Genomic DNA, 25,427 nt, shown 5'->3' with positions numbered 1-25,427 from the left:
TAAATCGCTATGGATGGTGACCTTCCTACAGAGGACTTTCACCTCATTAGTTCATGCCCATGCTGGGCGTACACAAGGTGCTCAAGTTCGTTCGCTGCCGCTCACTGGGACGCTCGCTTCGCTCGCGCCCCTTAGCACAGCGTTATGTTTCAGAGAGCTCGGTGCACATCCACACCAACAGGGTCAGGTCTTGCTTTTTGCAATACATAACAACAAGCACAACGGGGTCATATATGGTCCGCCTGCCTTGGCATTGCTCATAGCCAAGTCAATGACCTCGCCTCCACACTTTATGAGGCGTTCTTCAGTCATATAGTTACACACTATTGGCCTCGTTTTTTGACAATTAAGCTAGGGTTAAAGTACTCAGTTCTGATGCGATAATTTTGGCTCGATGTTTTGCATTGGCTAATGACATGCGGTGTCTATCATCACCAAATTCCTGATATTCAGAGGCAATCTCATAGATTGTATCCACCCCTAGATATTTACTCAGTGTCCGCAGGTGCGGTGTCAGGTGACCCGCATCTTCTCTAACTCCACCTTTTTCAAAACCAAACTCCCCGCTGGAAGTTACTATGATCAAGGTCTTACCTGAGAGTAGAGGCTGTAATGGGAAGTCCCCTCGTGCGAGATCGAAATCAAACGTTTTATTGATGCGTACAATTTGATCGAACCACGCTTTCAATTGTGCCGGCATACCGTAGTTATACATGGGTGAGGAAATCAAGATAACATTAGCTGCCACCACTTCAGCGATCAGTTGATCTGACAGTGCGAGTCTCTCTTTCTGTGCCGAGGTCCTCTTTTCCTCAGGAGTAAACACCGCACTAATCCAATCCTGTGTGATGAAATCAGGTGGATTCACTCCAACATCACGATAGATATACTCATCTTCAGACCGAATCTGTTTCCATGTATCAATAAATCGTAGAGCGATATTTTTAGATATGGAATCATGATCTGGATTCGTGTTATTCACAGCTCTCACGCTAGAGTCTATGTGTAATAATGTGCTCATATTCATTACCTTAATTGATTAATAACAGGAGCTATTTTGTGAGCCTGTATAAAATAGTACAAACGCAAAAGTTACACTTGTAGATGAGTTTAAATCATCTAAACTATCAATGAACTAGTTGCTAATGTGGGGATTAAGTTTGCAAGTATCGTTACAGGCACTGAAAGCCTTTGAGTCGGCTGCCCGTCAGGGAAGTTTTAAGTTGGCCGCAGAAGAACTTTCGCTGACGCCAACAGCCATTTCGCACCACATTAGCAACCTGGAAAGTCGGTTAAATGTAAATTTGTTTCATCGACTAGGAAGACGGATATCACTAACCGGAACAGGTATAAGGTTAGCTAAAGCAACCTCGGACGGATTTCGGAAAATTGACAGTGCTTTGGAAGAGGTGATGAAGGCTGGTAGTTCCGTCAGGGTGACGACGACATCATCATTTGCAGCGATGGTGCTAATCCCTTCCCAGCATGAGTTTGAACAAGCCAACCCCGATATTTCTATGGAAATATCGACCGGCGAGTCGGTTGACAGCCAATCATATATTATTCCAATTCGGTTCGGTGATGTCTCAGTCGCAGAGGATGCTGATGTTATTAAATCTGAGTCATTCAATGTATTTGGTACTTATGGAATGGCGCCTCCTTCTTGGTCGAATGAACCCATTACCCTTTTTACAACGGAGTGGAAGAATCAATCGTTACCGGCCCCCCCATTAGCCGCTTGGCTGGAAAAAAATGGACTCGATGGGTCTAATATTAAACTCAAAAAATTTGATCAAGAGCTTTTCGGGATCCAGCAGGCTATGACAGAAAATGGACTTGTGTTCTGTTCTACGACACTCAGTAAAAGACTGTTAAAATCGAACTTGCTACAACAATTTGAAACTCGATCGGTCAAATCAGACCTTTGCTATTACGTACCAAATAAGCATAGCTTCGAAACTAGAAGTGCCATTAGATTTTTAAATTGGATCGAATATATGTTGAACCAGTAATTCGTGAGGGCACTTCTGGCTAACCGAGTATTCCCAAGGCAAAATACCTGCATAACAAGCTACTGCTAAAAAATTACTCGCTGGAAAACCTTGAGGGTCAGGTCTTAATTGTTCAATGTATAACGACAAGCGAGAGCTGACTCCTTACATAGGGCTATTAGTCACCCTCATCCTTCTCAACGTCTTTCGGGTAAGTGTTATGAAGGGAAAGATGATTCTATTCATGACATTGGGGCATTCCAGACAACTGGAAAACTAGCCGTAAATATTTAAATTGGCCTAAGGCGAATAACATAATGACTTGCATTACACCAGCAGTGTAAGGAAAAAGGCGTATCCCATTGGAACTTGCGAATTACTCTATCGAATTACTGGCACTTTTATTTTTAGTGTCGGTTGTCGCCGGACTCCTTGATACATTGGCAGGTGGCGGCGGGTTAATATCAATACCCGCCTTAATTTTGAGTGGCGTCCCCCCTTTGGCTGCACTGGGGACCAACAAATTACAAGGTTGCATGGGGACGGCTACAGCGTCTTATATGATGCTTAAAAATAAAAGAATACGCTGGGACAACGTGAAGTATCTAATGTTAACAGCGTTTACCGGCGCAGCATTGGGGACCATCGCTGTGCAATTTATAAATACAGATATATTAGCCTTTGTTATTCCTATTGTTCTTTTATTTATCGCTATCTACTTTCTTATATCGCCAAAACTCATTAAAACTCAGGGTGTCGCTAACTTAACCAACACAAAGTATAAAAATATAGTTGTCCCTTTTATTGGTTTTTATGACGGTATGTTTGGTCCGGGTACGGGCTCTTTTTTCGCCCTGTCGGGTATTCTATGTCGAGGACATGACCTAATAACATCTACAGCCATCGCTAAACCCTTAAACTTTGCGACCAATATCGCGTCTTTAATTATATTTTTAGTGGCCGGTCATATTGTCTGGGTTGTTGGACTATCGATGATGCTGGGGCAATTCATAGGTGCATGGCTTGGCGCCCATTGTTTGTTCAAAATTAAGCCCGCCTATTTAAGAATCATTGTCGTTCTTATGTGTAGTGCTATGCTATTAAAGTATGCTGATTCAATGGGATGGTTTGTTTTCGCCTAACACACCCTTCAAAAGGGAAAATAACGGTGGGTTTTTGGTAGTTACTTAACGTTAAGATCTATTAATAGCACGCTTGAGTAGCGAGTGTTTCTCGTTTCTCACTGCTTGTAAGGTTTGTATGTTTACTTCTTTAACGTCCAGCATGATTGCTTTTGCTGTTGCCGCATTGGTGATTATCATTGCCGGTAGCAAGTTGGCAAAATTGTCAGATTCATTAGCTGACCAAACGGGCTTGGGCGAAGCATTATTTGGGGTTTTATTATTAGCGGGAGTTACCTCATTACCTGACTTTGCAGCAACACTCACGGCGGCCATTGATGCTCGCCCCAATTTGGCCATGAGTAATGTCATGGGGAGTATGGCCGCTAATCTTGTCTTTCTGGCTGTGGCAGATATTGTTTATCGTAAAGCTAATTTGGAACATGCAGCAGCCTCTGCCGTCAATCTGATGCTCGCTGGCTTGCTCATTGTTTTATTAACCTTGCCTTTACTGGCCGTTTTTAGCCCCTCTATTACTTTTTTTAATATTCACCCCATTACACCCGTAATTATTATCGCTTATATATCCGGGTTGCACTTAGTTCTGCATACGAAAACAAAACCTATGTGGTTCCCTCGACAAACATGTCAAACGGTTGCAGACCAGCCCGATACGCGCCATAGCAGTAATTTAACCTCCGTGTGGATAACGTTTACCTGCATGGCTGCGTTAACGGGGATAGCGGGTTGGGTTTTAATGGAATCAGCAAAACAGATAGCCGATCAAACGGGAATTTCTGAAACACTTATGGGTGGCTTTTTTACCGCGCTTGCCACTTCTACACCCGAGCTAGTCACCACGATTGTTGCCATTCGTATTGGTGCTTTAACCCTTGCAGTCAGTAATATTTTTGGCACTAACTGCTTTAATATGTTGGTGGTTGCCGCTGCTGATGTAGGTTATACCCAAGGTTCTATCTATCATGATATGGCTCCTGTCCAAGTCATCTGGGCTTTGGTGAGTATTTTAATGACAGCGACTTTACTCTTAGGCATGGTGCGACGGCAGACTTATGGCATTGGTAAAATCGGGTTTGAGAGCGCCCTTATTTTAGCGATCTATGGTATTGCTTTGGGCTTCGTTATCTTAAGTTGAATAATTAGCCTACGATACTGGATCAACCTGACCCTATTATTTCCAGAAAACCCTTCCCTAAAGGGCTTTCCTTCTTCGAACATAGGGAAAGACTCATGGCGGTAACAACGAGAAAAACCCTTCGGCCAGACACCCGTTCCGAGTATAGAGGCTGGCCTTCTACAGGTGAACTAATAAGGCGCTAATTCTTTATATTCTATAGGCTGCCAAAACTAAAGGCCGATGGTTCTATAGGCACTGAATAGGGCTGAAAGTGCAATCTTATAAGTCGCAGATATACGGATGGTCATGCTTTGGTGAGTATTAAATACGATCCCTGATCGTTAAGTTTTTTTATTGCCCTTAATTTCGTCAAGTGCATGTAAAACTATTCTCTATTGCAATCGTGGGATATGCCGTTTGTCAGAAACAATAACTATGCAGCAGTATTAGCCTTCTCACAAGCCACACAAGCTTTGGAAGAAGGCTGAGCGCTATGCCTTAATACTCAATGCGGCCGCTTTAAGCTCTTCCGAAAGCGCAGAGACTTCGATAGACAATTGGGTTGACTGTTCAGATGTCCCTTGAACTTCAAGATTTGATGCGTTGATAGATTCCATATCCATACTGACAATGTCAGCTACTTGGCTTTGCTCTTCAACCGCGGCAGCAACCTGTAAGTTCATTGCCAAAATATCCGCTACGGCATTCGCTGCCTGATCAAGCGTATATTGCGTCTGTTCAGTTATAGCAATAGTTTCTTCGCTTTTCTCCCGGCCAGATTCCATGATGGTTACAACACCTTTGGAAGCACTTTGTAATTTAGTAACAACGGTATCAATTTCTTTTGTTGCTTCTTGGCTGCGCTGCGCCAAAGACCGAACCTCATCCGCAACAACCGCAAAGCCTCTTCCCTGCTCACCAGCGCGCGCTGCTTCAATGGCGGCATTTAACGCCAATAGATTGGTCTGCTCAGCGATGCCTCGAATAATATCCAGCATTGCTCCAATATCATCCGTATCAGCTGCCAATTTATCGACCATTTCCTTCGCTTCTTTTTGTTGCTGAACTAACGCCAAGGTATTACCGATGCTTATTTTGACTTTATCAAAGCTTTGATCGGTCAATTTCTTAGCATTTTCAGATGATTGCGCGGCACTTGCCGTATTCTGGGCAATTTCAGCAATGGTCTGGCTCATTTCAGTAACCGCAGCAACCACTGAGCTTATTTTATCATTCTGCCCGCACAGCTGTTCCTGACTGGTACGAGACAGGTTAGCCGATTGTTCGGAAAAACCAGCCAGTTTGGAAGAAGAGGATTGAAACTGCTGCATCGTTGTACGAATCATATCGAAGAATTGACCGAGAGTTTCAATAAAGGCTTTATCATCTTTTGTTGCGGCTTTAATACTGCTCAGTTCAATGGTTAGATCTTTATCTGTGGCTGCATTTTCAACCACTGTCCGAATTTGATTGGCAAGGACATACTGCCTTCGCAAATGAACAGAGATCATTATTAAAATGGCCGACTCGACAATAACAAAAAAGGCGTGCAAGAAAAAAGTAGGCCAGTCGCATGTTATTGCATAAGTAATATAGGGATGATCACCAATATAAGTATCAGCAAGCTGTAGAGGTACACTCACGAGGTGGTGAACCGCAATAACCAATGCAGCAACGACAACAACCCGCCAATCGCGCCATAAAATCAAAAACGCTAAGACACTGAAGATATGGAAATGCATTTCCAGGCGGCCAAACTGCTGCATAATCAATATCATTGACATAAACATATAAGAAGCCGCGATGACGGCTCGAGAGATAAAAGTACCTTTTGCCACGCTATAAGTGAGCAGCGCAGCGATAACCACTAAGGTTGCAGGAACCCCTCCAAGTAAATGTGTACCAAATCCGTTTGGCACAATAAAATATATAAAAGGCAAATGCAGAACAAGAACCGTCAATCCAAATCTATCTGCCCAAGAGGCATCACGAAACTCATTCTCGCTCGTCATATTATGACGCTCTAACATAGCTTAATCTCCTTGTTCGAGCATGTGAAAATCTTCCAAAATCATTTTTAAATCCGGCTTTGTGTAAACCAAAATTCCATCCAGTTTGGGATGGATAAAATAAATATAGTCCGTGTGAATGATTTCCTCTTTCCCCTGAAAGTAGTTCACTTTCAACAAACTGGCTATCTCTTTAAGTCCATGACCTTCGGTACGAAGCCCAATAAAGGCGGCATCGAAATTTGCCAGAAACTGACCCAACCGTTCAGCCGTATCCTGTTGAGGGTCAATGGTAATAAGTGCAAACTGCGCCTCAGGTCCTACATTCAATTTTATTTGTTTGAAAAACGCCATTGTTATAGGACAAGTATAGCTGCAACTGGTAAAGCCAAAAGTTAAGAAGAGCGGTTTTTTCGCTAGGTTGGTCAAATGGACTTGATGCCCATACTGGTCGCTTAAAGGTGCGTTACTCAGCTCAAAGCTGGTCTGTATTCCTTTTAGTTCAGGTTTTCCCAGCAACCCATTCAGATAGCTATTTGCAGATAAATACGGATAAATAAATGCGGTTAGTAAACATAGACCTGCAACGACTAAAGCCAACACTTTTATTGGCCTAATCGCCATCATAACGCCACATAGAAATCACCAATTTAATCAAAATCTAAAAACTTCGCATTACATCAATGCATAAGTAGCCTTTATTTTCTTTCAGCCAGTGGCTGCCCCCCACAGGAAAAACAATGAGGCGCTCACCTTTTATGCTCAACTACGTGCCAAAACGAACGGTTTAGATTTTGGCCTCAAATACAGAGCACAAAAAAAGCCTTAGACTATAAAATCTACGGCTCTTTTTTATTCGCTACAACGACACTAAGCTTAGTAAGCCTAGCCGCTTAGCCTTTAGCGCTTTTTCAAACGACGCTAAAGGTATTTCTTCAGCGTAAATGCACCACGCAGATCACCAACAGAGTAACCCGTTGCCTTATCTTCTGGATATAGGGCTTGCAAGCTATTTTGAAGGACTGGTTTTATCTTAGTGCCATGACAAGCTAAACACTGATCAGCCACTGGGATCGCTTTCATCATTCGGAAGACCTTACGGCCATCTTCATCCACAACGACTTGTGAAAAGCCTAAGGTTTTTAAATTAGCGCCTTGCTGAGTTTGTTTAGCAAATTGTTCTAGTACCTGTTTTTCCCACTCATCAGGCGCATTCTCAGGATTACGTAATTTCAAACTTGTACGGCCTATATCCCAACCTGAAGATTGCGATATTTCGTGAGTTAGAGGCATTGCCTTTGTATTACAAACGGCAATAGCAGCGGGTGCCCCGCCTTCTTCTTTAGCTTTTTTTAACTCGCCCATTAAGGTGGAAGCTAACTGCATAATAACCTGTTTAGCTTCAGTCTGAAGCTCAGGGATATTTACGGTGAACTCTTCAGCCTGAATCGAAGGGGTTGCAACTATAGCCGCTACCGCTAATAGAAGTGCTTTCATACTAATGCCTCTTTGAATACGATCGTTCTAATGGTGCAAAGTATATAGCAATAATTAAATTAGTAAATGCTAATATTTATGGTTTTTATAGAATAAATAGCTATCGCGCAGGTTTATTCTGCAAAAATTGCATAAAGGCTTGCTGAGCTTCCACGGAGGATAAACGCTCATAAAAAAGCGTACCCTCTTCATCCATTACTTGGTGTAACTGCTGAAGGTAAGCTTTTTTCATTAACATTTTAGATGTTTGGACCGATTGCGAAGGCAGCCGTGCTAATCGTTCAGCACGAGCACGGGCGCATTTGAGTAAAATATCGCAAGTTACAATCTGGTTGATTAAACCAATCTCTTGGGCTTTTTCAGCATCAAAAGGCACACCTTCAACCATCATTTCAAACGCCTGCCGATGGCTGACCATTTGCGGAAACAGTAAGGTTGAACCCCCTTCTGGAATAAGGCCTAATTTAACAAAGGGCATTTGACAGTTTAAATCATCGGCAGCGATCACAAGATCGCAATGTAGCAACATGGTAGAACCTATACCTACGGCATTACCTTGAACGGCGGCAATAATTGGTTTTTTACACTCAGCTAACTGGTGTAAAAAGCCGATAATAATCTTAATCGCATCAGCCCCATTACCGACAGATATAAAATCTTGAATATCATTACCCGCACAAAAACTAGTCCCCTCAGCACGAATAAGCACAACATTGATCTCTGAATTTTCAGATGCCGAATCTAACAGTTGAGTTAGTTGCTCATACATAGAAAGGGTCAATGCGTTCTTTTTTGCTGTTCTGTTTAGAATAATCTCCAGAACATCCTTATTCTGCTCTGCTAGGACAAATTCATTCATAGGAATTCTCAATCAGATCTGATGTTTTATAAGAGCTACAGCCATTATTTATCAATATAATGTTCGGGCAGATAAGTTTTAATCATTTCGCTGCTTTGGCCCCACACATGGCAACTATTGAGCATAAATTTTGCGCCCTCTTTCAGCACCCCTTCATCCCCCTCTTTACCTGAACTTGGCCATATCGCTTGTATTGCTGTCGTTGCCACAACCGGTAATAGGTCATTCAGATGGGTACAACCCGCAACACCGCCTAGCAATGCTCTGGCCTGTTTTTGCCACCCTGGCCCAATACGGGAGCCTTCCAGCTTTTTGAACGCAGAGGTAATCTGGCTACACATGCGAAAAGGTGATTCATCTATGACTGCTTCGACATGATGTATATGTAAGCCTTTATCAAGGGTCACCCGTATGCTGATATCGTGAAACGCTTCTCCTCCTGCCACATAGCCCCCCCGTTCGGCGTTATCCACATCATGGGTTTTAACATCCGTCATCCGCGCTTCTATATCCCATAATTTATCGTCACGTAGATAACCAGTGCAAACCACTGTACGGGTATGTTGAGCCGTTCGACGAGAAGGTTTAGATAGTGGCATTAGCTCGTTCCTTGCTCAGTTGGCATCAGGTTGTGGCGATTTAAGCATTCGACGTAAAACTTTACCTACATTCGATTTAGGTAGGTCATCTGCAAACTCAACCTGTTTAGGCACTTTATAGCGCGTGAGTTTATCTTTACACCAATTACGAATATCTTCGCGGTTCAAATCGGGATTACTACTCACAACAAAGACTTTAACGGTTTCCCCCGCTTTAATATCGGGAACACCAATAGCGGCACATTCGATCACATCGGGGTGCTGGGTAATGACATCTTCAACTTCATTAGGGTAAACATTAAACCCAGAGACGATAATCATATCTTTAGCGCGGTCAACGATTCGATAGTAGCCATCTTCATCTAAAGTGGCGATATCACCGGTAATAAAGTAGCCATCGTCGGTGAATGAACATGCTGTCTCTTTAGGACGCTGCCAGTAACCTCTCATCACTTGCGGACCTTTAACACAGAGTTCACCCGCCTCACCAATAGGTACGTCTTCGCCATCAGTACCAATTACGCGGATATCTGTATGGAGCATCGATAAGCCAATGGTGCCTATACGGTTCGCCAGCGGTGGATTAAAACAGACCGCCGGTGAGGTTTCGGTTAAACCATAGCCTTCGGTAATATCGCAACCGGTTTTTTCCTTCCACAACACTGCTGTTGATTGGTTTAGCGCCATACCACCCGATGCGGTAAATTTAAGGTTACTAAAATCCACATCTAAGAACTTTTCATCACTGCACAATGCAATAAAAAGCGTATTCAAGCCGACAAAAGTGCTCATCTTCCATTTATGCAGCTCTTTGATAAAACCGGAGATATCACGTGGATTGGGAATTAAAACACTGTGACCACCCAGCAGTGATACAACCTGAGCAACGGTAAAGGCATAAATATGATAAAGCGGCAGCGGAGATATGACCGTTTCTGTCCAATCAACGCCAGGTACTGTTAGTCGATTTTCAGCCTGCAACATATTAGAAATTAGATTGGCGTGCGTGAGAACAGCACCTTTTGATACGCCTGTAGTGCCGCCCGTATATTGCAATACAGCCGTGTCACCCGGAACGACTTCAACATGCTCAGGCGTTTCACCTAAATATTTTAAGAGCACTTCTCGTAAAGGGAGCGCATCCGGCAGGTAGAAATTGGGTTCCATCTTTTTCAGATATTTAACAGCGGCATTAAGTATATTACGCTTAACAAATCCGTGGAGATCACCAACTTGGGTCACAAATAGGTTTTCTATCTGGGTATTCGGCAGTATCTCTTCTGCCTTATGCGCCATACTTTTGTGAATAATCAACGCTTTTGCGCCAGAATCACAAAACTGATGCTCCATCTCTTTAGCTGTATAAAGAGGGTTGGTGTTGACAATCACTAACCCCGCTCTTAATGCTCCCATAAGTACAACAGGATATTGGATAAGATTGGGAAGCTGGATCGCAACACGGTCGCCGGGCTGTAAATTGGTCTCTTTCTGTAAATAAACAGCAAACGAAGCAGACAAGCGATCTAACTCATTATAATCGAGTGTACGGCCAAAGCTTGTGTACGCAGGTTTAGGACCAAACTTTTCACATGTATAGGCTAGGACATCGGGGATTGTTTTAAATCCGTAATGATTGATATCCGCTGGTATTTGATCCGCTGCAGGTAACTGCTGCACCATTGCAGGCTCCTCGTATAATTATTTTTATCGAGAACCTTTTCGGTTCTAGTATGTTGTAACACGCTAAAGGAACTGCAAGCTACTGCTTACATATCCCTTAGATTACTGAATTCATGCAACCGGAAATAACGCCGCTAATTTAGTTGCTAGCATAATATCGCCATCGGCCTGAATGCGACCCGTCATAAACGCTTGCATCCCATCAGTTTCACCAGACATAACCTCTTCCAGCGTAGTACTATCCATGCGCAAAGTAACGGTTGGCTGATCATTACTACCTTCTGAAACAGAACAATTGCCGCCCTCTACAACAACAAACCACTCTCCACCATCACTAATTTCATATTGAAAAATAGCATCCGTACCTGCCGCAGCAGATGAATCAAAACGTTGTTCCATTTGAGAGAAAATTGCTTTTAAATCTGCCATGTTCGTGACCTCATTTTTATTATGACTGCTTGCATTTTTTAGCTTGTAACGCGTCGCATTTAACTTCAATAGGCCGCGCAATAAGGTGCGGCCTACTGGATTATTCAATACCTTTTTCATCTGCCTACCTTCAAAAGCATGATTAAAATGCAAAGTGCTCTTGTTCCATAGACATCAAATTATCCGCACCGGACTGCATAGTAACGACCAAAGAGCGGGTACGCGGTAAAATACGCTGAAAATAGAATTGGGCTGTAGTCAGTTTAGCTTGATAGAAAGCAATATCACCTTCACCTTGAGCTATTTTTTCCTGAGCAACTTTCGCCATTCGAGCCCAGAAATAACCTAACACCACGTAACCTGAATACATGAGATAATCAACGGAAGCGGCACCGACTTCATCGCGGTTCTGCATCGCTTTCATACCTACTTGCATGGTCAAATCACCCCACTCTTTATTCAAATCAACAAGAGGCTGTGTGAACCCATGCATTTCTGGGTTATCAGCTTCCGCCTGACAGAATTTATGCATGATTTTAGTAAAACCTTTTAAGGCCTCACCTTGGGTCATTAGAACTTTACGTCCCAATAAATCTAAGGCTTGTATCTGGGTTGTTCCCTCATAAAGCATAGAGATACGGCTATCACGTACATTTTGTTCCATGCCCCACTCTGCGATATAGCCATGACCACCGAAGATTTGTAAACCATGGTTAGCTGATTCAAAACCGACTTCTGTTAAAAACGCTTTTGCTATAGGTGTTAAGAAAGCCAATAGGGCATCTGCGTCTTTTTTCTCGTCACCCTCACATAACTTCACTTTGTCCACCAGCTGAGCGCAGTAATAGATCATCGCACGGCCGGCTTCAGCAAACGCTTTCTGTGTCAGCAACATCTTACGTACTTCAGGATGAACAATAATAGGGTCAGCCGCTTTATCAGGATACGCTGGGCCATTTAATGCTCGCATCTGTAAGCGATCTTTAGCGTACGCAAGGGAGTTCTGAAACCCCCATTCTGCATGGGCTAAGCCTTGTAGCGCAGTCCCTAAACGAGCAGTATTCATAAAGGTAAACATGCAGTTCAAACCTTTATTGGCAGTACCTATCAAGTAACCGGTCGCCTCATCAAAGTTCATAACGCAGGTGGAGTTACCATGGATACCCATTTTGTGTTCTAAAGAACCACAGCTCACACCATTACTTTCAGTCAGTGCATTAGGTAGGTGTTTTGGAACAATAAATAACGAGATACCTTTTGTACCAGCTGGCGCATCAGGAAGACGTGCGAGTACGATATGGATAATATTTTCCGCCATATCATGTTCACCTGCGGAGATGAATATTTTCGTACCCGACACTTTATAGCTGCCATCAGCTTGAGGCTCTGCTTTTGTTCTCAGCATACCTAAGTCAGTACCGCAATGGGGTTCTGTAAGGCACATTGTCCCAGTCCATTCACCAGAGATAAGTTTAGTCAGGTAAGTCTCTTTCTGCTCATTAGTACCATGAGCATCTAACGTATTCATGGCACCATGGCTTAAACCTGGATACATGCTCCATGACCAGTTTGCCGTACCTACCATCTCATTAAGTATAATACCTAGAGACTCAGGTAAGCCTTGACCACCCCACTCAGTTTCATGGGCAAGCGAAGGCCAACCACCCTCAACAAACTGCTGGTACGCTTCTTTAAAGCCATCAGGTGTTGTCACTACACCATCATTCCAAGTACAGCCTTGTTGATCTCCTACTTGATTCAATGGTGACAGGACGCGTTCAGAAAATTTGGCACCCTCTTCCATAATTGCTGCCACCATATCGGGTGTTGCTTCATCACAACCCGGTAAGCTTTGGTAATGTCTCTCAGCATCAAGAACTTCGTTAAGTACGAAATTCATATCACGCAGTGGCGCTTTATATTCTGGCATGACCTGTATCCTCAATATTATTTTTATAGCGCTAAGTGGTATTTATCACTTGAGCAATCGCTGCAAAGTACAATCTAAATTGGCAGCTCTGTTGTTCAGATATACTTAAGGATGGTCGATAGACTGAATTTCGCCAATAACAAAAGCTACCATTATTAATGACAAAAAGTAGCACGCGTTTTAAAACACCTAAGTTATAAGGCTTAACAAGGGGAAGAGAAGAGCTATAAATACGAGACTGACCGCTTAAGTGTAACAATATCCTTCAAATAACATTGCGGTGCACAATAAAAACAAAAAAGCCGACATTTTCATGTCGGCTTTAAGTCTTTCAAAAAACAGGTTTATAGATAATTAAATAAACTTAGATCTTTAATGGCCGCAAAGCTAGCGTAGGATGCTTCCAGTGCGGTTTCCTGCAATGTAAAAATACTAATGGCTTCGTTATAATCCATATCTTCGAATGAGGAACGCGCTTCTTCAGTAAAGAGAATATAATCCTCATTAACTAAAAGCTGCTGTTCCAAGGTATTTATGCGACCACCGATACTGGTACGTGCAGCAATATTTAGCTCCTCAATACCGGATAGATTCGTTAGAATTTGATCCATCTTTGTGTTAAACAACTCTTTTCCACTTTCCGTTGTGAAATCTCCAGTTTCTAACAGATCTTTCAAATCCATCGCAGTATTAAGAATATTGTGCTGATCGAACACATCTAAGGTGGCTGTCCCTTCGTTAGCCCCACTGACATCAAGTTCAACGCCTGCAATAGTCAACGTAGGCGCATTAGGGTTAGCCGATGGGTCATAGCCACTTAGAATGGCTGGAGGGTCTTCAGCCGTAACAGGCTGGCCATTTTTATCAGTTACTGTCAGTAGGCCCGCTGCATCCACCGTCATAGTTAATGGCCCATGTGCAGCCATATATTCACCAAACGCTTCCGCATCACCACCATCAATATCTATATTCGAAACCATAGAAACGGTTTGTGTCAGATCGGCTTCTATGTAACCTGGCACCATAGGGACTGTTTCAAATATATCGAAACCAGAATCAGTCGAAGCAACTTTATTCTCAGGGCCTACCTGTAGGTAACGCTGGCCGTCATCACCATTAAATTCATAACGACCATTACTTTCGTTATAGGTATAAGGTTCAGTAAAACCTTTATTTCCGGCAAAAAGATATTCACCTTGAACATCTTTAGTGTTCATCAGGCTGGATAAGGACTTAACGATCTCCCCAACTTCAGAGGCGATAGAGCTACGATCACCATCACTTAATACACCATTTTTACCTTGGATCGTTAACTCTTTAAGACGGATGGAGAGATTATTAATCTGCTCGATGGTCGTTTCTTCAAGACTCAAACGTCGGTCAGCTACTTCGATATTCGCTGAAAACTGCTCTGTTCTAGCAATCTCTTTTTTGAATTTTTGAATCTGAGCAGACGCTAATGGATCATCTGAAGGCTGCAATACCCGCTTACCCGTTGATAGCTGCTGCTGTGTTTTAAATAATGCCGCAGAGCTGCTATTAAGGTTATCAATATTACTCAGAAAAATTTGCTGTGTAGAAATTCTCATGACCTATCTCCCTATACACTCTGCAGCAAGGTATCAAATATAGTTTGTGCAACTTGGATTAATTGAGCTGAAGCTTGGTAAGCCTGCTGATACTGAACTAGCTTAGCCGCCTCTTCATCTAAGTTAACACCCGATATACTTGAACGTTGCGCTATATTCGAATCAAGTACCGCTTTGCCTGCCTGAGCATTTAATTGTGCAACTGCTGCCTCAGTACCAACACGCTCAACCGTTTGACCATATTTATCTTGATAAGATGCCCCTTCAATTGTTTTATAAAATTGAAGATCCGATAGAAGCAACGCATTACTGTTATCGGAAACACCATCGGTATTTGGCTGAACTGTAAAAACATCATTCACGTTAGGTTGATTCTTGATTGTAATCTCAAACCCTTCTAGCGCTATAGATTCTCCAGGATTGAAAGCACCCACGCTACGATCACCGTCCTCATCCGTCAGCTGGTAATACGCAACCTCTTCTGAATCATCGTGATCAATGGTAAATACATCACCATTCGCCACAGAGGCGATATCAACGGTAATACCAAACGAGGCAGAAAGATCTAGTTCTGAATCACCTATAGCCCCAACACCCGTAACGGTCGTAGCCGGTGAGCCAGAGTCTGTAACATTAAATGCGCCACCAACCGCCGTAATGGTAACGGGATAAGTAATCGCTGACAGAACATCATAATCAGCTACCTGCACATTTGAAGCGGTACCTGTATTCGTACCTGTATCAGTTGCTTCTAAAGGCGATAAGAAACTTACATTTAACGGTGGCGTTAACTGACTAACAACGGCAGATTGGTCCGCATAGTCTTTATCAGTAATACTAACCGAGATCTCACCAGTCCCTGTATTTGCCACATCATCAGTGGTCGATAGCGGCGATCCAAGTGCTAACTGACTCGCATCATTAATAACTGTATCTATCTCTGACGCAGCATTACGGGTCGGCTGAATTAAAAACTTATCGCCTTGAGAGAAGGACGTTGTCGCATCTAGCTGTAGGGTAAAACCATCAATTCTTAAAGTTAGGTCACCGGTAGCGGCATCTAAGTAATACTCACCATCTTCATCAACTTCAGATGCATTTGCTGGAGGGGTTCCGTTAGAATTAAATTCATTTTCATCCCAACGAACCTCGTCATTCCCACGAATAAGCGTAAAAGTATCGTCGCTATTAAAGATTAACTCATATTCTGTCGCTTCGACTTTGCTAACATCATTGATAATCACCATACCTGTTGAGGATGATAAATTATCTCGTTCTGCCAGCACTCGGTTAGAGGCTGCTGTAGCATTATTAATGTCGGCAAACATCAAGCCACCAGCATTACCATCTAGGTCCATACCTTTTTGATGCTGCTCATTCATAGTGTCGGCAAAAACGAGAGCGATTCTACCCAGTTCATCTAAGGTTTCGTTTAACGTTGTATCACGGTAATCAAGCATACCGCCGACTTTACCACCCGACACTTGACTGGTTATATCACCAACGTTATTACCTATTTGAATACCTAGATTTAGCTGGCTGCTATCTGCTGGGCTGGTCATGGTTGTTAATGTATTAGCTGATTGCCCAACAACTAAGGGCTCACCATTACCAACAAAAACACTGACTTCCTGAGAGTTACTATCTTCAATAATAGTAAACCCTATATATTCAGATAACTCCTCTAGCTTCATATCTCGTTGATCAAGCAATTCACTCGATACACTGCCAGAAGCATTAGCTATACGTATATCGTCATTCAGCTCGGCAATGCTGTGTGCAAGCGTATTGATGGCAGCAACACTACTTTCTAACTGACCATTAATGGTCTCATTTTGACGACGAATATTGGCATCTAAATCATTAAACCGTTGCGTTAATGATTCTGCTTGTGCAATAAATAGCTCTCGGTTAGGTAAACTAACAGGATCATCAACCGCCGTTTGCATTGCACCAAAATAATCATCCATAGCGGTTGAGATGCTTGTTACATCTGAGGCCAGAAGGTTATCAAGCTCATTGGCAAAATCTTCAAAAACATCGTAACTACTATAGGTAGAACTATCGGCCCAAATTTGACGATTTAAGAAAGCATCCGCCACTCGGTCAATATTATCTATAGTAACGCCACCTTGTCCTTCTCGTGCTTCAAACACAGGACGCTGACGTGTGTAACCCTCAGTATTTACATTACTGATATTCTGGCCGGTAACCGCAAGCGCAGTCTGGTTAGCCTGCAGGCTCTGCGTTCCTAATGTAAGTAAACCAAAAGACATATGTGACTCCTTTTGAAGTGCAATGCTACTTAACAAAGTAACGGTTAAGGAGAGCTAAGTAATAGCTTATCGGCTATTAGCTAAGTCTCTTTAGGAAAACCGCTTCGACTTGCAAGCAGATCACCCTCAAAAATATTTTTAATCTTTTCGGCATATTCAGGATCAGTTGCATACCCTGCTTCCTGTAATTTCCGGACATAATCATAAGGATTGCCGGCACTCTCTATTGCCATCTGGTAACGAGAGCTTCCTTTTAAAAAGCTGACATAATCCCTAAAACTATCTTCGTAGCTGTCATAGCTACGGAAGGATGCATTTTCACGCTGTGCTAAACCATCACGGTATTCCAAGGTCGACACTTGAGCACTTGCCCCGTCCCAACGCTGATCCGCTTTAATATTAAATAAGTTATTACTATTGCTACCATCTGACTGACGTACCATAAACTTCCCCCAGCCAGTCTCTAAAGCTGATTGGGCAAGAAGAACACGCGGGTCAACACCTAGCTCACCGGCTACTTTTTCAGCCAATGGCAGAAGTTTTTCTACAAACTCTTCTGGTGATTCAAAACGGTCGGGAAGATCTGCTTCAGTTTTACTAGAAACAGCATCCAGTTGTTTTTGAAAGACCTCTTTCACGGTGCTAATTTGCTCTTCCGTTAATGTCACACCCGGTGGGTTTTCTTTCCCTTCCGCTTTAGCAAGTAAAGCAGAAGCCGCAATAGAGGCAGCCTGATCAAATGCTTGATTAAGCCGGCGGCTATTTATATCCAAATCTTCTAACTCAACTTGGCGCTGAGTACTCTCAGTTTTACCACCTAACTGTCTGACTAAAACATCAGTAAGACCAATCCCTTTATTGCCTGACATCTCCATAGCAATCTGATTATCGTACATGCTCTGGTAGAGTTTACTCTGGCTACTATTCATGAAGTTATCTTCACCAAAAGCAGCATTAGCATCACGCATAGATTTAAGAAGCATATTGACGAACAGCTGCTCAAACTGCTGAGCGGCTAAACGTAACCCCTCATCACTATTAGTTCGGGCTTTAGCTTTTAGCTTTTGCAGCTCAGCCAGATCCGAATACAGCTGAGCATGACCACTGTCGCCAGTTTTAATCATTAGATAACCACCAATTCTGCTTTAAGTGCGCCCGCCTGTTTTAGGGCTTCTAAAATGGCCATTAAATCACCTGGCGCAGCACCGACACGGTTCACCGCATCCACAATATCTTGCAAGTTTGTACCCGGTGAGAATTCAAACATATGGCCTGAACCTTCATCCACTTCAATACCTGTACGCGGTGTCACTACAGTCACACCATCGCTGAGAGGATCTGGCTGATCCACATTAAGATCTTCAGCAATGGCTACCGTTAACCCACCGTGGGTGATGGCAACTGGCGAAACCCGTACATTCTGGCCAATAATAATGGTGCCTGTACGTGAGTTAATAACCACTTTGGCCGCATCCATTGCAGGCTCTACATTCAAGTTTTCTAGTACAGATAAGAAGGACACCCGCTGTGAAGGATCTCTAGGCGCACGTACACGAATAGACGTTGCATCCATTGATGCAGCCATACCCTCACCCAATAGATGATTGATCTGCTCAGCCACTCGACGTGATGTTGTAAAATCAGACTGGTGAAGGTTAAGAATTAAGCTATCACCTTGAGCAAATGCTGTAGGTACGGAACGCTCAACGGTTGCTCCATTAGGGATACGTCCAACACTAGGTACATTTAAAGACAACCTAGAACCATCAGCACCTTGAACACCAAACCCAGACACCACTAAATTACCTTGTGCTACCGCATAAACCTGACCATCAGCCCCTTTTAACGGCGACATTAACAAACTACCGCCACGTAAGCTTTTAGCATCACCTAAAGCGGAAACAGTAATATCGATCTTTTGACCCGGTTTTGAAAACGCAGGTAGATCCGCATGAATAGCCACTGCTGCAATATTTTTAGACTTAGGGTCTGTGGAATTAGGAATAGCCACACCAAAATTATTTAACATGTTGCGAAATGTCTGTGAGGTAAATGAGGTTTTATCCCCTGTACCATCTAAACCAACGACCAAACCGTAACCTACCAACTGATTCGAGCGTACGCCTGAGATACTGACCATATCTTTTAGACGACTGGCTTCAGCGGTAATGCTAAGTAATAAACTAGCTATTAGAAGTAATGCAATTCTCATTATTCTATCCCCTTAGAAAGGCATTAACGCGCCGATAAAGAAGCGAGACATCCATCCCATAACATTAGAATCATTGACAGCCCCCGTTCCACTATAAGCAATACGCGCATCCGCTAATTTTGTTGATTCAACCGTATTATCCGACCCTATATCTTGCGGGCGAACCATACCGCTGATTCGAATATATTCATCACCTTGGTTAAGGTTTAGCCACTTTTCACCTTTAACTATTAATACCCCGTTAGGCAAAACATCATGCACTGTAACGGTAATATTACCGGTTAAGTTGTTACTCATATCAGAGGTGCCTTCGCCCTCAAACGCAGTCGTAGTTGACGGCAACGTAAAACTAACCGGCTTACCTAATGCCGTAACAGGTGAACCAAAGACAGTAGCTTGCTCTAAAGAGGTGGTACCCTCTTTATCAATCTCAGTTGTAGCGCTTTTTTGAGAGCTTGTACTCTCCTGCAAGGCAATGGTTAAGATGTCACCAACGCGATGCGCACGCCCATCTCCATACAAATTAATACTAGTAGCAGAGCTATAGATAGAACCATTAACTGGCTGTGCTTCCGTTAAACCTTGTGGACGAATAGGCGCATATTCAGGATTATTTGGTTGTACCTGTTTTTGCACACAACCGGTAAGCAATACACTGATAGCGACAAGCGCAAGGAGTACTTTGTTCATCTCAAAACCGCCTTTTATTATTCAATTAAAGCTGCTGACTCACGTAAGAAAGCATCTCATCTGCCGTAGAAATGACTTTAGAGTTCATCTCATAGGCTCGCTGAGTGGTAATCATATCCACTAGCTCTTGTACTGAATTTACGTTGGAACCTTCTAAGGTGCCTTGTATTAACTGTCCCGTACCATTCTCTCCAGGGTTACTAACAAGTGGCCCACCACTTGAAGCAGATTCTTGGTAAAGGTTTTGTCCTAAAGAAAGGAGCCCTTGGGGATTAACAAAATCAGCCAGTTCCAATTGACCTATTTCAGTCGGTTCAGAATCCCCCGCTACCGTAACTGAAACAACGCCATCGGTACTGATCGAAAAGTTAGTTACCTCCTCTGGCAATGTAATCGCTGGTTCCAGTTGATAACCTTCCGCTGAAACCAATTCACTATCAGAGTTAAGGTGTATCTGGCCATTACGGGTATAAGCCAAATCCCCATTAGGCAAAGTAACTTGCAGGAAGCCTCGGCCATTAATGGCCACATCAAAAGCCTCATCCGTTACCTCTAGGTCACCGGTACTAAACAGTTTTTGCGTACCAACCGTTCGAACACCTGAACCTATTTGCAACCCTGAAGGGAGTTGCGCCTCTTCTGCCGTTTGCGCACCCGGCTGGCGGCGAACCTGATACATTAAATCTTCAAATACAACCTGATCTCGTTTAAAGCCAACCGTTGAAACGTTTGCTAGGTTGTTAGATATCACCTTCAGGTTTGTGTCCTGAGCTGTCATACCTGTTTTAGCTACATTCAGTGCACCGTGCATCTATCTATCCTCGGTTGGTTCTATGAGAGCTTCAAAATGGATGTGGCAGCTTCGGAATTTTCTTCAGCTGTTTTCATCATTTTTATTTGCATTTCAAACTGACGGGAAGATGTAATAATCCCCGTCAACTCACTTACAGCATTGACGTTACTCGTCTCTAAATATCCAGCTCTAAGCCTGACATTCAAATCCGCTTCTAACGGGGCTTGAGCCCCAGTAGTCATTAAGCCATCAGTACCTTTAAATAAGGTTTTAGGGTCTGGGTTCACCAGTTTCAACTGATCTGCCACTAATAACTCGACCGCATTATCACCGACGGGACGAATGGTAATAATACCGTTCGTTGCAATATCAATATTTTCAAAAGGCGGCAAAGCGATAGGTATTCCGCCATTGCCCATCACCGGCAAACCACTGCCCGTGACCAGTTGATTAGCGGCATTCATCTGCAGAGAACCGGCACGGGTGTACCCTTCCGTGCCATCAGGTTTGAGTACAGTCAACCAACCATCACCCGCAATTGCCACATCCAACTTACGACCGGTATCAATCAGCGAGCCACTCGACATATCTGTAGCTGGACGCTCAGTTTGGGCATAAACACGTGAGGCATAACCCTCCCCAAACACTTGCATAGCGCGGGCTTGAGCAAGATCCGACTTAAAACCTGTTGTGTTGGCGTTAGCAAGGTTATTGGCATAAGACTGCTGCGCAAGCATATTTTCTCGCGCCCCACTCATTGCTAAATAAAGAACCTTATCCATCTATCACTTCCAGAATTTGGCGGCAAAACCGCGTTTATTTCTATGAATTTATTTTTCTCTAGTTATATAGATAGCAACACACGTGCCAAAAACGAAAAAAGGCCGCTAATGCGGCCTTTAATGAAGCAGATATAAACCTTATATCTGCAAAATATTCTGCGTCACTGTATTGAGTGTTTCCAAGGTTTTCGAGTTTGCCTGGAAGTTACGCTGCGCTTCGATCAAAGAAACCAATTCAGCTGAAAGATCAACGTTAGATTGCTCTAAAGCAGCCGATTGTAAGGTACCATTCAAGCCTGTACCTGGTGGATTCACAATCGCATCCCCTGAAGCTAGCGTTGAAGTCCACTCTGTATCACCGGAAGGTGATAAACCTGACTGGTTTTCAAACGTCGCTATAGCAACAACACCTAAGTCCTGAGTCTGACCATTGGAGAAACTTGCAACCATCTCACCGGTGCCCGCAAACGTAACCCCGATCAAATCACCTTTGGTATAACCATCTTGAGTCGATGCTTTAACAATAGATGAGGACGCAAACTGAGTCGTATTAGCGATATCTAGATCAATCACCGTTGTCGAATCCGCTGGATCCGCACCGGTAATCGTAATCGTTGGCACAACAGAGCCAGCAGAGAACTGATCACCGTTAATACCCGTTAGCAAACCGTTAGATGGATTAAACTTAACTAAGATCGGTCCTGGTTCAGTTCCTGTACCCGTTTCACCTGGGTCCAGTTCTTTACCTATATCTAACTGCTCAGATCCATTTAAGTAAGCATACATTCTGTATACCCCCTCAAATGAATTATCACCGTTCTTCACAACCGCTGCATCAAAAGGTGCACCTGCAACAGCACCGGAGGTTTCGGTAATAGTGATCGCTTCAGCGGGTGTAATATCCCCTGATTCAGCTTTATAAGTCACTACCACTTCTTGGTTGACGTTATCGTAGATAACCGACTCTACACTTGGGTTTGCATCTAAGATCTTAGCTTCGCTTGCTGTTATCGCTTGGCCAATCTGATCAGCGGTAGAACCAATACCTAAAGTACCAATTGAAATTCCACCAACCTCAAGCACAACAGCTGCGGTCAAAGGTACTTCACCGCTATCAATTGCAAAAGTGTATGTCTCATTGGCATCAATTTCTTCAATCTCAGCCACTGCAGATGAACCTGTCACTTGCACTAAATCAGGTTCTGGGTATTCAGATTTAAACCGAAGCGTAATATCACCCGCCGCATTAATAACCACACTTCCGATTCGAGCATCACCCGTAACAGGATCCGTTAGATCACTAAAGAAAGCACCCGAAGAGATAACATCCCCAGCCGCATAGCCTGCAAGCTCAGTCATATGAGCTGCCGTTACCGTAACACCCGAGATAGTATCGCCAGCAGTCAAAGAGGTAATTTGTTGCTGAGCCTGCACGGGACGTGCTTCAGCCATGTTGATCTTAATGGTATGTTCATTACCTAAACTATCAAAGGTACGAACCGTTGTACTATAAGTAAAAGAACCCGGTTCATCTTTATCATAATCAGATAATAGCGTCGTAGAATCTTCTCGGGAATCGATATTGAATGAGAGATCAATCTCTTCCGTCGCTTTAGGCGGACTCTCTTTCTCCGTTACGGCTAAGTTACCAATCGGTAAACGGTTACCCTCTTCATCTAAACCGTAACCCTGTAGGTATTTACCGGTTTTCGATACCATAAAGCCATCTTTATCTAGCTCAAATGCACCAGCACGGGTATAAGTTGTGCCGCCTTGGCCATCATCAAGCTGAAAGAAGCCTGAGCCATTGATCGCTAAATCAAGGTTGTTATTAGTAAACTCGACCGTACCTGCTTGGAAATCCTGAGCGATATCGGTAACGGTAACACCCGCACCGGCAACATTCGAAGAACCCGCACCGACAACTGCTGTTGCATAAATATCACCAAACTCCGTACGTGAAGATTTAAAGCCTACCGTACTCGCGTTCGCGATATTATTACCAGTTACATCAAGGTCTGTAGTTGCTGCCTTCAGACCGGTTACTGCTGTATTAAAACCTGCCATTATCCTGTCCTCACACGCCGATCTGTTTCACGTCGCTGACATCAAAAGAGCCTGCGTTCGTATTAACTTTCATTCCAATACCATTCTCGCCCAACGTCACACTATTAACCTGATAAGCCAGATTAGTGTCTATTGCGCTGTATTCGCCATCATCTAAACGCTCAACAGTAAATGTGTAATCCCCTGCTGGTAGCTCAGGATTACCATCCTCATCAAACGCCATCTGCCAAGCAAACTCATGCTCACCTTGCTCAACTGCTCCGAGCTGCATAGTGTCCACAAGGGAACCGCTTGAGTTATAAACCTTAATACGCACGTCCGATGCACTTGTATCTAGATTAAAAGAACCATGAGCATAGGGATTTGCCTGCGTACCCACTTCAGAGGTATCGCCCGGAATATAAACAGATTGACCAACCATCGCTGAAGCCTGCAAAGCCGCTTGGCTTGATAACATCGACTGCGACATCGCATTGATCGATGTATTTAGCTGATTAATACTTTCTACCTGTGACATGGTAGCAATCTGTTGCATGAAGTCAGTCGTATCAGCAGGGCTTGAAGGGTCCTGGTTTTGCAACTGAGCAATCATTAACCGCATGAACATATCACTATCTTCATCCGTCTGACTCGTTGCAGTACTCGACGTCTGATTGGTCTGATTGATTTGTTCAAAGACGTTTTGATTTACGCCACTTACAGTACTCATGGCTATTTAGCCTCGCGTCTTAATTTGTTTATTACTGTCCAAGGCTGATGGTTTGTTGCAACATCTGCTTGGCCGTATTTAGAATTTCAGTGTTAATTTGGAAGGAACGAGAAGCCGATATCATATCTGCCATTTCCTCTACCACATTAACATTTGGGTAATAGATAAAACCTTGTTCATCCGCCATTGGATGCTCAGGGTTATACTCTTTGCGCAGCTCTGCTTGGCTTTCAACAATACCTAATACTTGTACGCCCTGACCTGCTGCAACCCCAAACTTATTATCAGCAAGTGGATCTGTTTGCTGTACCGAAAAAACAGGCTTACGTGCGCGGTAGGTTTCATCAATACTAGAACTGATACTTTCAGCATTTGCCATGTTACTTGCTGTAGTATTTAAGCGGATCGTTTGCGCATTCATCGCTGACCCTGCAATACCAAAAACATTACTCAAAGACATGACTATTCACCTTTAATCGCTGATTTCAGCCCTGTTATTTTTTTATTCAACAACTGGAAAGATGTCTGATAATCCAGTGCATTCTCAGTGTAACGAGCCATCTCTTGCTGAACTTCAACCGTATTACCGTCAACAGATGCCTGAGAAGGAATACGAAACATCATGTCAGCGGCAAGATCAGGACTTAATAAGGTTGTTTGATGCTTAGGAGATGTTGCCGCCTGTTTAATTGTCATCTCAGATGCCTGATTTAAGATCTGAGAAAACTCTAAATCTTTTGCTTTAAAATTAGGCGTATCGGCATTAGCAATATTATTAGCCAGCACTTCTGCGCGACGTGCACGATATAATAGTGCATCATCATGTATCCCCAGCGCTGCATCAAAGCTAATTGCCATCAAACGATCTCCTTTATTGAACACGTTCTATTAAGCAATACACATACCAAAACAAAAAAACCTTTATTTAACAAATAGATATAAAAACACAGACTGATATCCGCTAAATTTACCGGCGAGAAACGGCAATATAAAACCTCTTCTTTGCCGCCCGGCAAACAAATAGAGATAAAAGCGGAAAGCGGAAAGCGGAAAGCG

General features: G+C 43.3%; 23 protein-coding genes. 3 read left to right on the top strand and 20 right to left on the bottom strand.

Annotation, left to right across the window (positions count from 1 at the left end):
• Positions 1-346: 346 nt before the first annotated feature.
• Positions 347-1,021: an FMN-dependent NADH-azoreductase gene (locus Q4492_RS14820; protein WP_067986699.1), complete on the bottom strand. Its 675-nt coding sequence runs from the start codon at positions 1,019-1,021 to the stop codon at positions 347-349.
• Between the two features lie 124 nt (positions 1,022-1,145).
• Here Q4492_RS14820 and Q4492_RS14815 point away from each other — a divergent pair, with 124 nt between their 5' ends.
• From Q4492_RS14815 to Q4492_RS14805, 3 genes are all read left to right on the top strand, one after another.
• A complete protein-coding gene (locus Q4492_RS14815) occupies positions 1,146-2,012 on the top strand; it encodes a LysR family transcriptional regulator (RefSeq protein WP_303419571.1) in 867 nt (288 codons plus the stop codon).
• 341 nt (positions 2,013-2,353) lie between these two features.
• The gene (locus Q4492_RS14810; RefSeq protein ID WP_303419568.1) at positions 2,354-3,133 is read left to right on the top strand and encodes a TSUP family transporter; all 780 of its coding nucleotides are present in this window, start codon (positions 2,354-2,356) and stop codon (positions 3,131-3,133) included.
• Positions 3,134-3,251: 118 nt separating this feature from the next.
• Positions 3,252-4,268 carry a sodium:calcium antiporter gene (locus tag Q4492_RS14805; RefSeq protein WP_303419565.1) on the top strand — a complete coding sequence of 339 codons (1,017 nt, stop codon included), beginning with the start codon at positions 3,252-3,254 and terminating at the stop codon, positions 4,266-4,268.
• 473 nt (positions 4,269-4,741) lie between these two features.
• Here Q4492_RS14805 and Q4492_RS14800 read toward each other — a convergent pair whose 3' ends face one another.
• The 19 genes from Q4492_RS14800 to flgB form a co-directional block, all read right to left on the bottom strand.
• Positions 4,742-6,280, bottom strand: a complete 1,539-nt coding sequence (locus Q4492_RS14800) for a methyl-accepting chemotaxis protein (RefSeq protein ID WP_303419562.1) — start codon at positions 6,278-6,280, stop codon at positions 4,742-4,744.
• A gap of 3 nt (positions 6,281-6,283) precedes the next feature.
• On the bottom strand, positions 6,284-6,886 hold the full coding sequence (locus Q4492_RS14795; protein ID WP_303419559.1) for an SCO family protein: 603 nt from the start codon (positions 6,884-6,886) through the stop codon (positions 6,284-6,286).
• Positions 6,887-7,180: 294 nt separating this feature from the next.
• Positions 7,181-7,756 (bottom strand): DUF3365 domain-containing protein, encoded by a 576-nt coding sequence (locus Q4492_RS14790; RefSeq protein WP_303419556.1) that lies wholly within the window; start codon positions 7,754-7,756, stop codon positions 7,181-7,183.
• 100 nt (positions 7,757-7,856) lie between these two features.
• On the bottom strand, positions 7,857-8,615 hold the full coding sequence (locus tag Q4492_RS14785; RefSeq protein ID WP_303419553.1) for an enoyl-CoA hydratase-related protein: 759 nt from the start codon (positions 8,613-8,615) through the stop codon (positions 7,857-7,859).
• Positions 8,616-8,659: 44 nt separating this feature from the next.
• Complete coding sequence (locus Q4492_RS14780; RefSeq protein ID WP_303419550.1) at positions 8,660-9,214, bottom strand: DUF2889 domain-containing protein; 555 nt, start codon at positions 9,212-9,214, stop codon at positions 8,660-8,662.
• A gap of 15 nt (positions 9,215-9,229) precedes the next feature.
• Positions 9,230-10,894 (bottom strand): AMP-binding protein, encoded by a 1,665-nt coding sequence (locus Q4492_RS14775; RefSeq protein ID WP_303419547.1) that lies wholly within the window; start codon positions 10,892-10,894, stop codon positions 9,230-9,232.
• Positions 10,895-11,005: 111 nt separating this feature from the next.
• Positions 11,006-11,443, bottom strand: a complete 438-nt coding sequence (locus tag Q4492_RS14770; RefSeq protein ID WP_303419544.1) for an SCP2 sterol-binding domain-containing protein — start codon at positions 11,441-11,443, stop codon at positions 11,006-11,008.
• Between the two features lie 22 nt (positions 11,444-11,465).
• Positions 11,466-13,253: an acyl-CoA dehydrogenase C-terminal domain-containing protein gene (locus Q4492_RS14765; protein WP_303419541.1), complete on the bottom strand. Its 1,788-nt coding sequence runs from the start codon at positions 13,251-13,253 to the stop codon at positions 11,466-11,468.
• 344 nt (positions 13,254-13,597) lie between these two features.
• Entirely contained in the window at positions 13,598-14,842 is a 1,245-nt protein-coding gene (flgL, locus tag Q4492_RS14760) for a flagellar hook-associated protein FlgL (RefSeq protein WP_303419538.1), read from the bottom strand.
• 11 nt (positions 14,843-14,853) lie between these two features.
• Positions 14,854-17,118 carry a flagellar hook-associated protein FlgK gene (gene flgK, locus Q4492_RS14755; RefSeq protein WP_303419535.1) on the bottom strand — a complete coding sequence of 755 codons (2,265 nt, stop codon included), beginning with the start codon at positions 17,116-17,118 and terminating at the stop codon, positions 14,854-14,856.
• An 80-nt stretch (positions 17,119-17,198) separates the two neighbouring features.
• The gene (gene flgJ, locus Q4492_RS14750; RefSeq protein ID WP_303419532.1) at positions 17,199-18,242 is read right to left on the bottom strand and encodes a flagellar assembly peptidoglycan hydrolase FlgJ; all 1,044 of its coding nucleotides are present in this window, start codon (positions 18,240-18,242) and stop codon (positions 17,199-17,201) included.
• Positions 18,242-19,330 carry a flagellar basal body P-ring protein FlgI gene (locus tag Q4492_RS14745; protein ID WP_303419529.1) on the bottom strand — a complete coding sequence of 363 codons (1,089 nt, stop codon included), beginning with the start codon at positions 19,328-19,330 and terminating at the stop codon, positions 18,242-18,244. The genes flgJ and Q4492_RS14745 overlap by 1 nt, the downstream gene beginning before the upstream one ends.
• A 12-nt stretch (positions 19,331-19,342) precedes the next feature.
• Positions 19,343-20,020: a flagellar basal body L-ring protein FlgH gene (gene flgH / locus Q4492_RS14740; protein ID WP_303419526.1), complete on the bottom strand. Its 678-nt coding sequence runs from the start codon at positions 20,018-20,020 to the stop codon at positions 19,343-19,345.
• A gap of 25 nt (positions 20,021-20,045) precedes the next feature.
• Positions 20,046-20,831, bottom strand: coding sequence for a flagellar basal-body rod protein FlgG (gene flgG / locus Q4492_RS14735; protein WP_303419524.1), 786 nt, complete (start codon positions 20,829-20,831; stop codon positions 20,046-20,048).
• Positions 20,832-20,851: 20 nt separating this feature from the next.
• Positions 20,852-21,595 carry a flagellar basal-body rod protein FlgF gene (gene flgF / locus Q4492_RS14730; RefSeq protein WP_303419522.1) on the bottom strand — a complete coding sequence of 248 codons (744 nt, stop codon included), beginning with the start codon at positions 21,593-21,595 and terminating at the stop codon, positions 20,852-20,854.
• 138 nt (positions 21,596-21,733) lie between these two features.
• The gene (locus tag Q4492_RS14725) at positions 21,734-23,662 is read right to left on the bottom strand and encodes a flagellar hook protein FlgE (protein ID WP_303419519.1); all 1,929 of its coding nucleotides are present in this window, start codon (positions 23,660-23,662) and stop codon (positions 21,734-21,736) included.
• A gap of 10 nt (positions 23,663-23,672) precedes the next feature.
• Complete coding sequence (locus Q4492_RS14720; protein ID WP_303419517.1) at positions 23,673-24,371, bottom strand: flagellar hook assembly protein FlgD; 699 nt, start codon at positions 24,369-24,371, stop codon at positions 23,673-23,675.
• Positions 24,372-24,402: 31 nt separating this feature from the next.
• Positions 24,403-24,831 (bottom strand): flagellar basal body rod protein FlgC, encoded by a 429-nt coding sequence (gene flgC, locus Q4492_RS14715; RefSeq protein ID WP_303419511.1) that lies wholly within the window; start codon positions 24,829-24,831, stop codon positions 24,403-24,405.
• 2 nt (positions 24,832-24,833) lie between these two features.
• Entirely contained in the window at positions 24,834-25,229 is a 396-nt protein-coding gene (gene flgB, locus Q4492_RS14710; protein ID WP_303419509.1) for a flagellar basal body rod protein FlgB, read from the bottom strand.
• Positions 25,230-25,427: the final 198 nt, after the last annotated feature.

The sequence above is a fragment of the Neptuniibacter sp. 1_MG-2023 genome (genome assembly GCF_030547185.1).
Lineage (GTDB): Bacteria > Pseudomonadota > Gammaproteobacteria > Pseudomonadales > Balneatricaceae > Neptuniibacter.
The sequence above is the reverse complement of the archived record's forward strand: the minus strand, read 5'-3'. Positions and strand labels throughout refer to the sequence as shown.

Excerpts from the sequence above, each read along its gene's own strand:
- Q4492_RS14820 (WP_067986699.1), bottom strand. The coding sequence starts at position 1,021 with ATGAGCACATTATTACACATAGACTCTAGCGTGAGAGCTGTGAATAAC.
- Q4492_RS14815 (WP_303419571.1), top strand. The coding sequence starts at position 1,146 with ATGTGGGGATTAAGTTTGCAAGTATCGTTACAGGCACTGAAAGCCTTT.
- Q4492_RS14805 (WP_303419565.1), top strand. The coding sequence starts at position 3,252 with ATGTTTACTTCTTTAACGTCCAGCATGATTGCTTTTGCTGTTGCCGCA.
- Q4492_RS14800 (WP_303419562.1), bottom strand. The coding sequence starts at position 6,280 with ATGTTAGAGCGTCATAATATGACGAGCGAGAATGAGTTTCGTGATGCC.
- Q4492_RS14795 (WP_303419559.1), bottom strand. The coding sequence starts at position 6,886 with ATGATGGCGATTAGGCCAATAAAAGTGTTGGCTTTAGTCGTTGCAGGT.
- Q4492_RS14790 (WP_303419556.1), bottom strand. The coding sequence starts at position 7,756 with ATGAAAGCACTTCTATTAGCGGTAGCGGCTATAGTTGCAACCCCTTCG.
- Q4492_RS14785 (WP_303419553.1), bottom strand. The coding sequence starts at position 8,615 with ATGAATGAATTTGTCCTAGCAGAGCAGAATAAGGATGTTCTGGAGATT.
- Q4492_RS14780 (WP_303419550.1), bottom strand. The coding sequence starts at position 9,214 with ATGCCACTATCTAAACCTTCTCGTCGAACGGCTCAACATACCCGTACA.
- Q4492_RS14775 (WP_303419547.1), bottom strand. The coding sequence starts at position 10,894 with ATGGTGCAGCAGTTACCTGCAGCGGATCAAATACCAGCGGATATCAAT.
- Q4492_RS14770 (WP_303419544.1), bottom strand. The coding sequence starts at position 11,443 with ATGAAAAAGGTATTGAATAATCCAGTAGGCCGCACCTTATTGCGCGGC.
- Q4492_RS14765 (WP_303419541.1), bottom strand. The coding sequence starts at position 13,253 with ATGCCAGAATATAAAGCGCCACTGCGTGATATGAATTTCGTACTTAAC.
- flgL (WP_303419538.1), bottom strand. The coding sequence starts at position 14,842 with ATGAGAATTTCTACACAGCAAATTTTTCTGAGTAATATTGATAACCTT.
- flgK (WP_303419535.1), bottom strand. The coding sequence starts at position 17,118 with ATGTCTTTTGGTTTACTTACATTAGGAACGCAGAGCCTGCAGGCTAAC.
- flgJ (WP_303419532.1), bottom strand. The coding sequence starts at position 18,242 with ATGATTAAAACTGGCGACAGTGGTCATGCTCAGCTGTATTCGGATCTG.
- Q4492_RS14745 (WP_303419529.1), bottom strand. The coding sequence starts at position 19,330 with ATGAGAATTGCATTACTTCTAATAGCTAGTTTATTACTTAGCATTACC.
- flgH (WP_303419526.1), bottom strand. The coding sequence starts at position 20,020 with ATGAACAAAGTACTCCTTGCGCTTGTCGCTATCAGTGTATTGCTTACC.
- flgG (WP_303419524.1), bottom strand. The coding sequence starts at position 20,831 with ATGCACGGTGCACTGAATGTAGCTAAAACAGGTATGACAGCTCAGGAC.
- flgF (WP_303419522.1), bottom strand. The coding sequence starts at position 21,595 with ATGGATAAGGTTCTTTATTTAGCAATGAGTGGGGCGCGAGAAAATATG.
- Q4492_RS14725 (WP_303419519.1), bottom strand. The coding sequence starts at position 23,662 with ATGGCAGGTTTTAATACAGCAGTAACCGGTCTGAAGGCAGCAACTACA.
- Q4492_RS14720 (WP_303419517.1), bottom strand. The coding sequence starts at position 24,371 with ATGAGTACTGTAAGTGGCGTAAATCAAAACGTCTTTGAACAAATCAAT.
- flgC (WP_303419511.1), bottom strand. The coding sequence starts at position 24,831 with ATGTCTTTGAGTAATGTTTTTGGTATTGCAGGGTCAGCGATGAATGCG.
- flgB (WP_303419509.1), bottom strand. The coding sequence starts at position 25,229 with ATGGCAATTAGCTTTGATGCAGCGCTGGGGATACATGATGATGCACTA.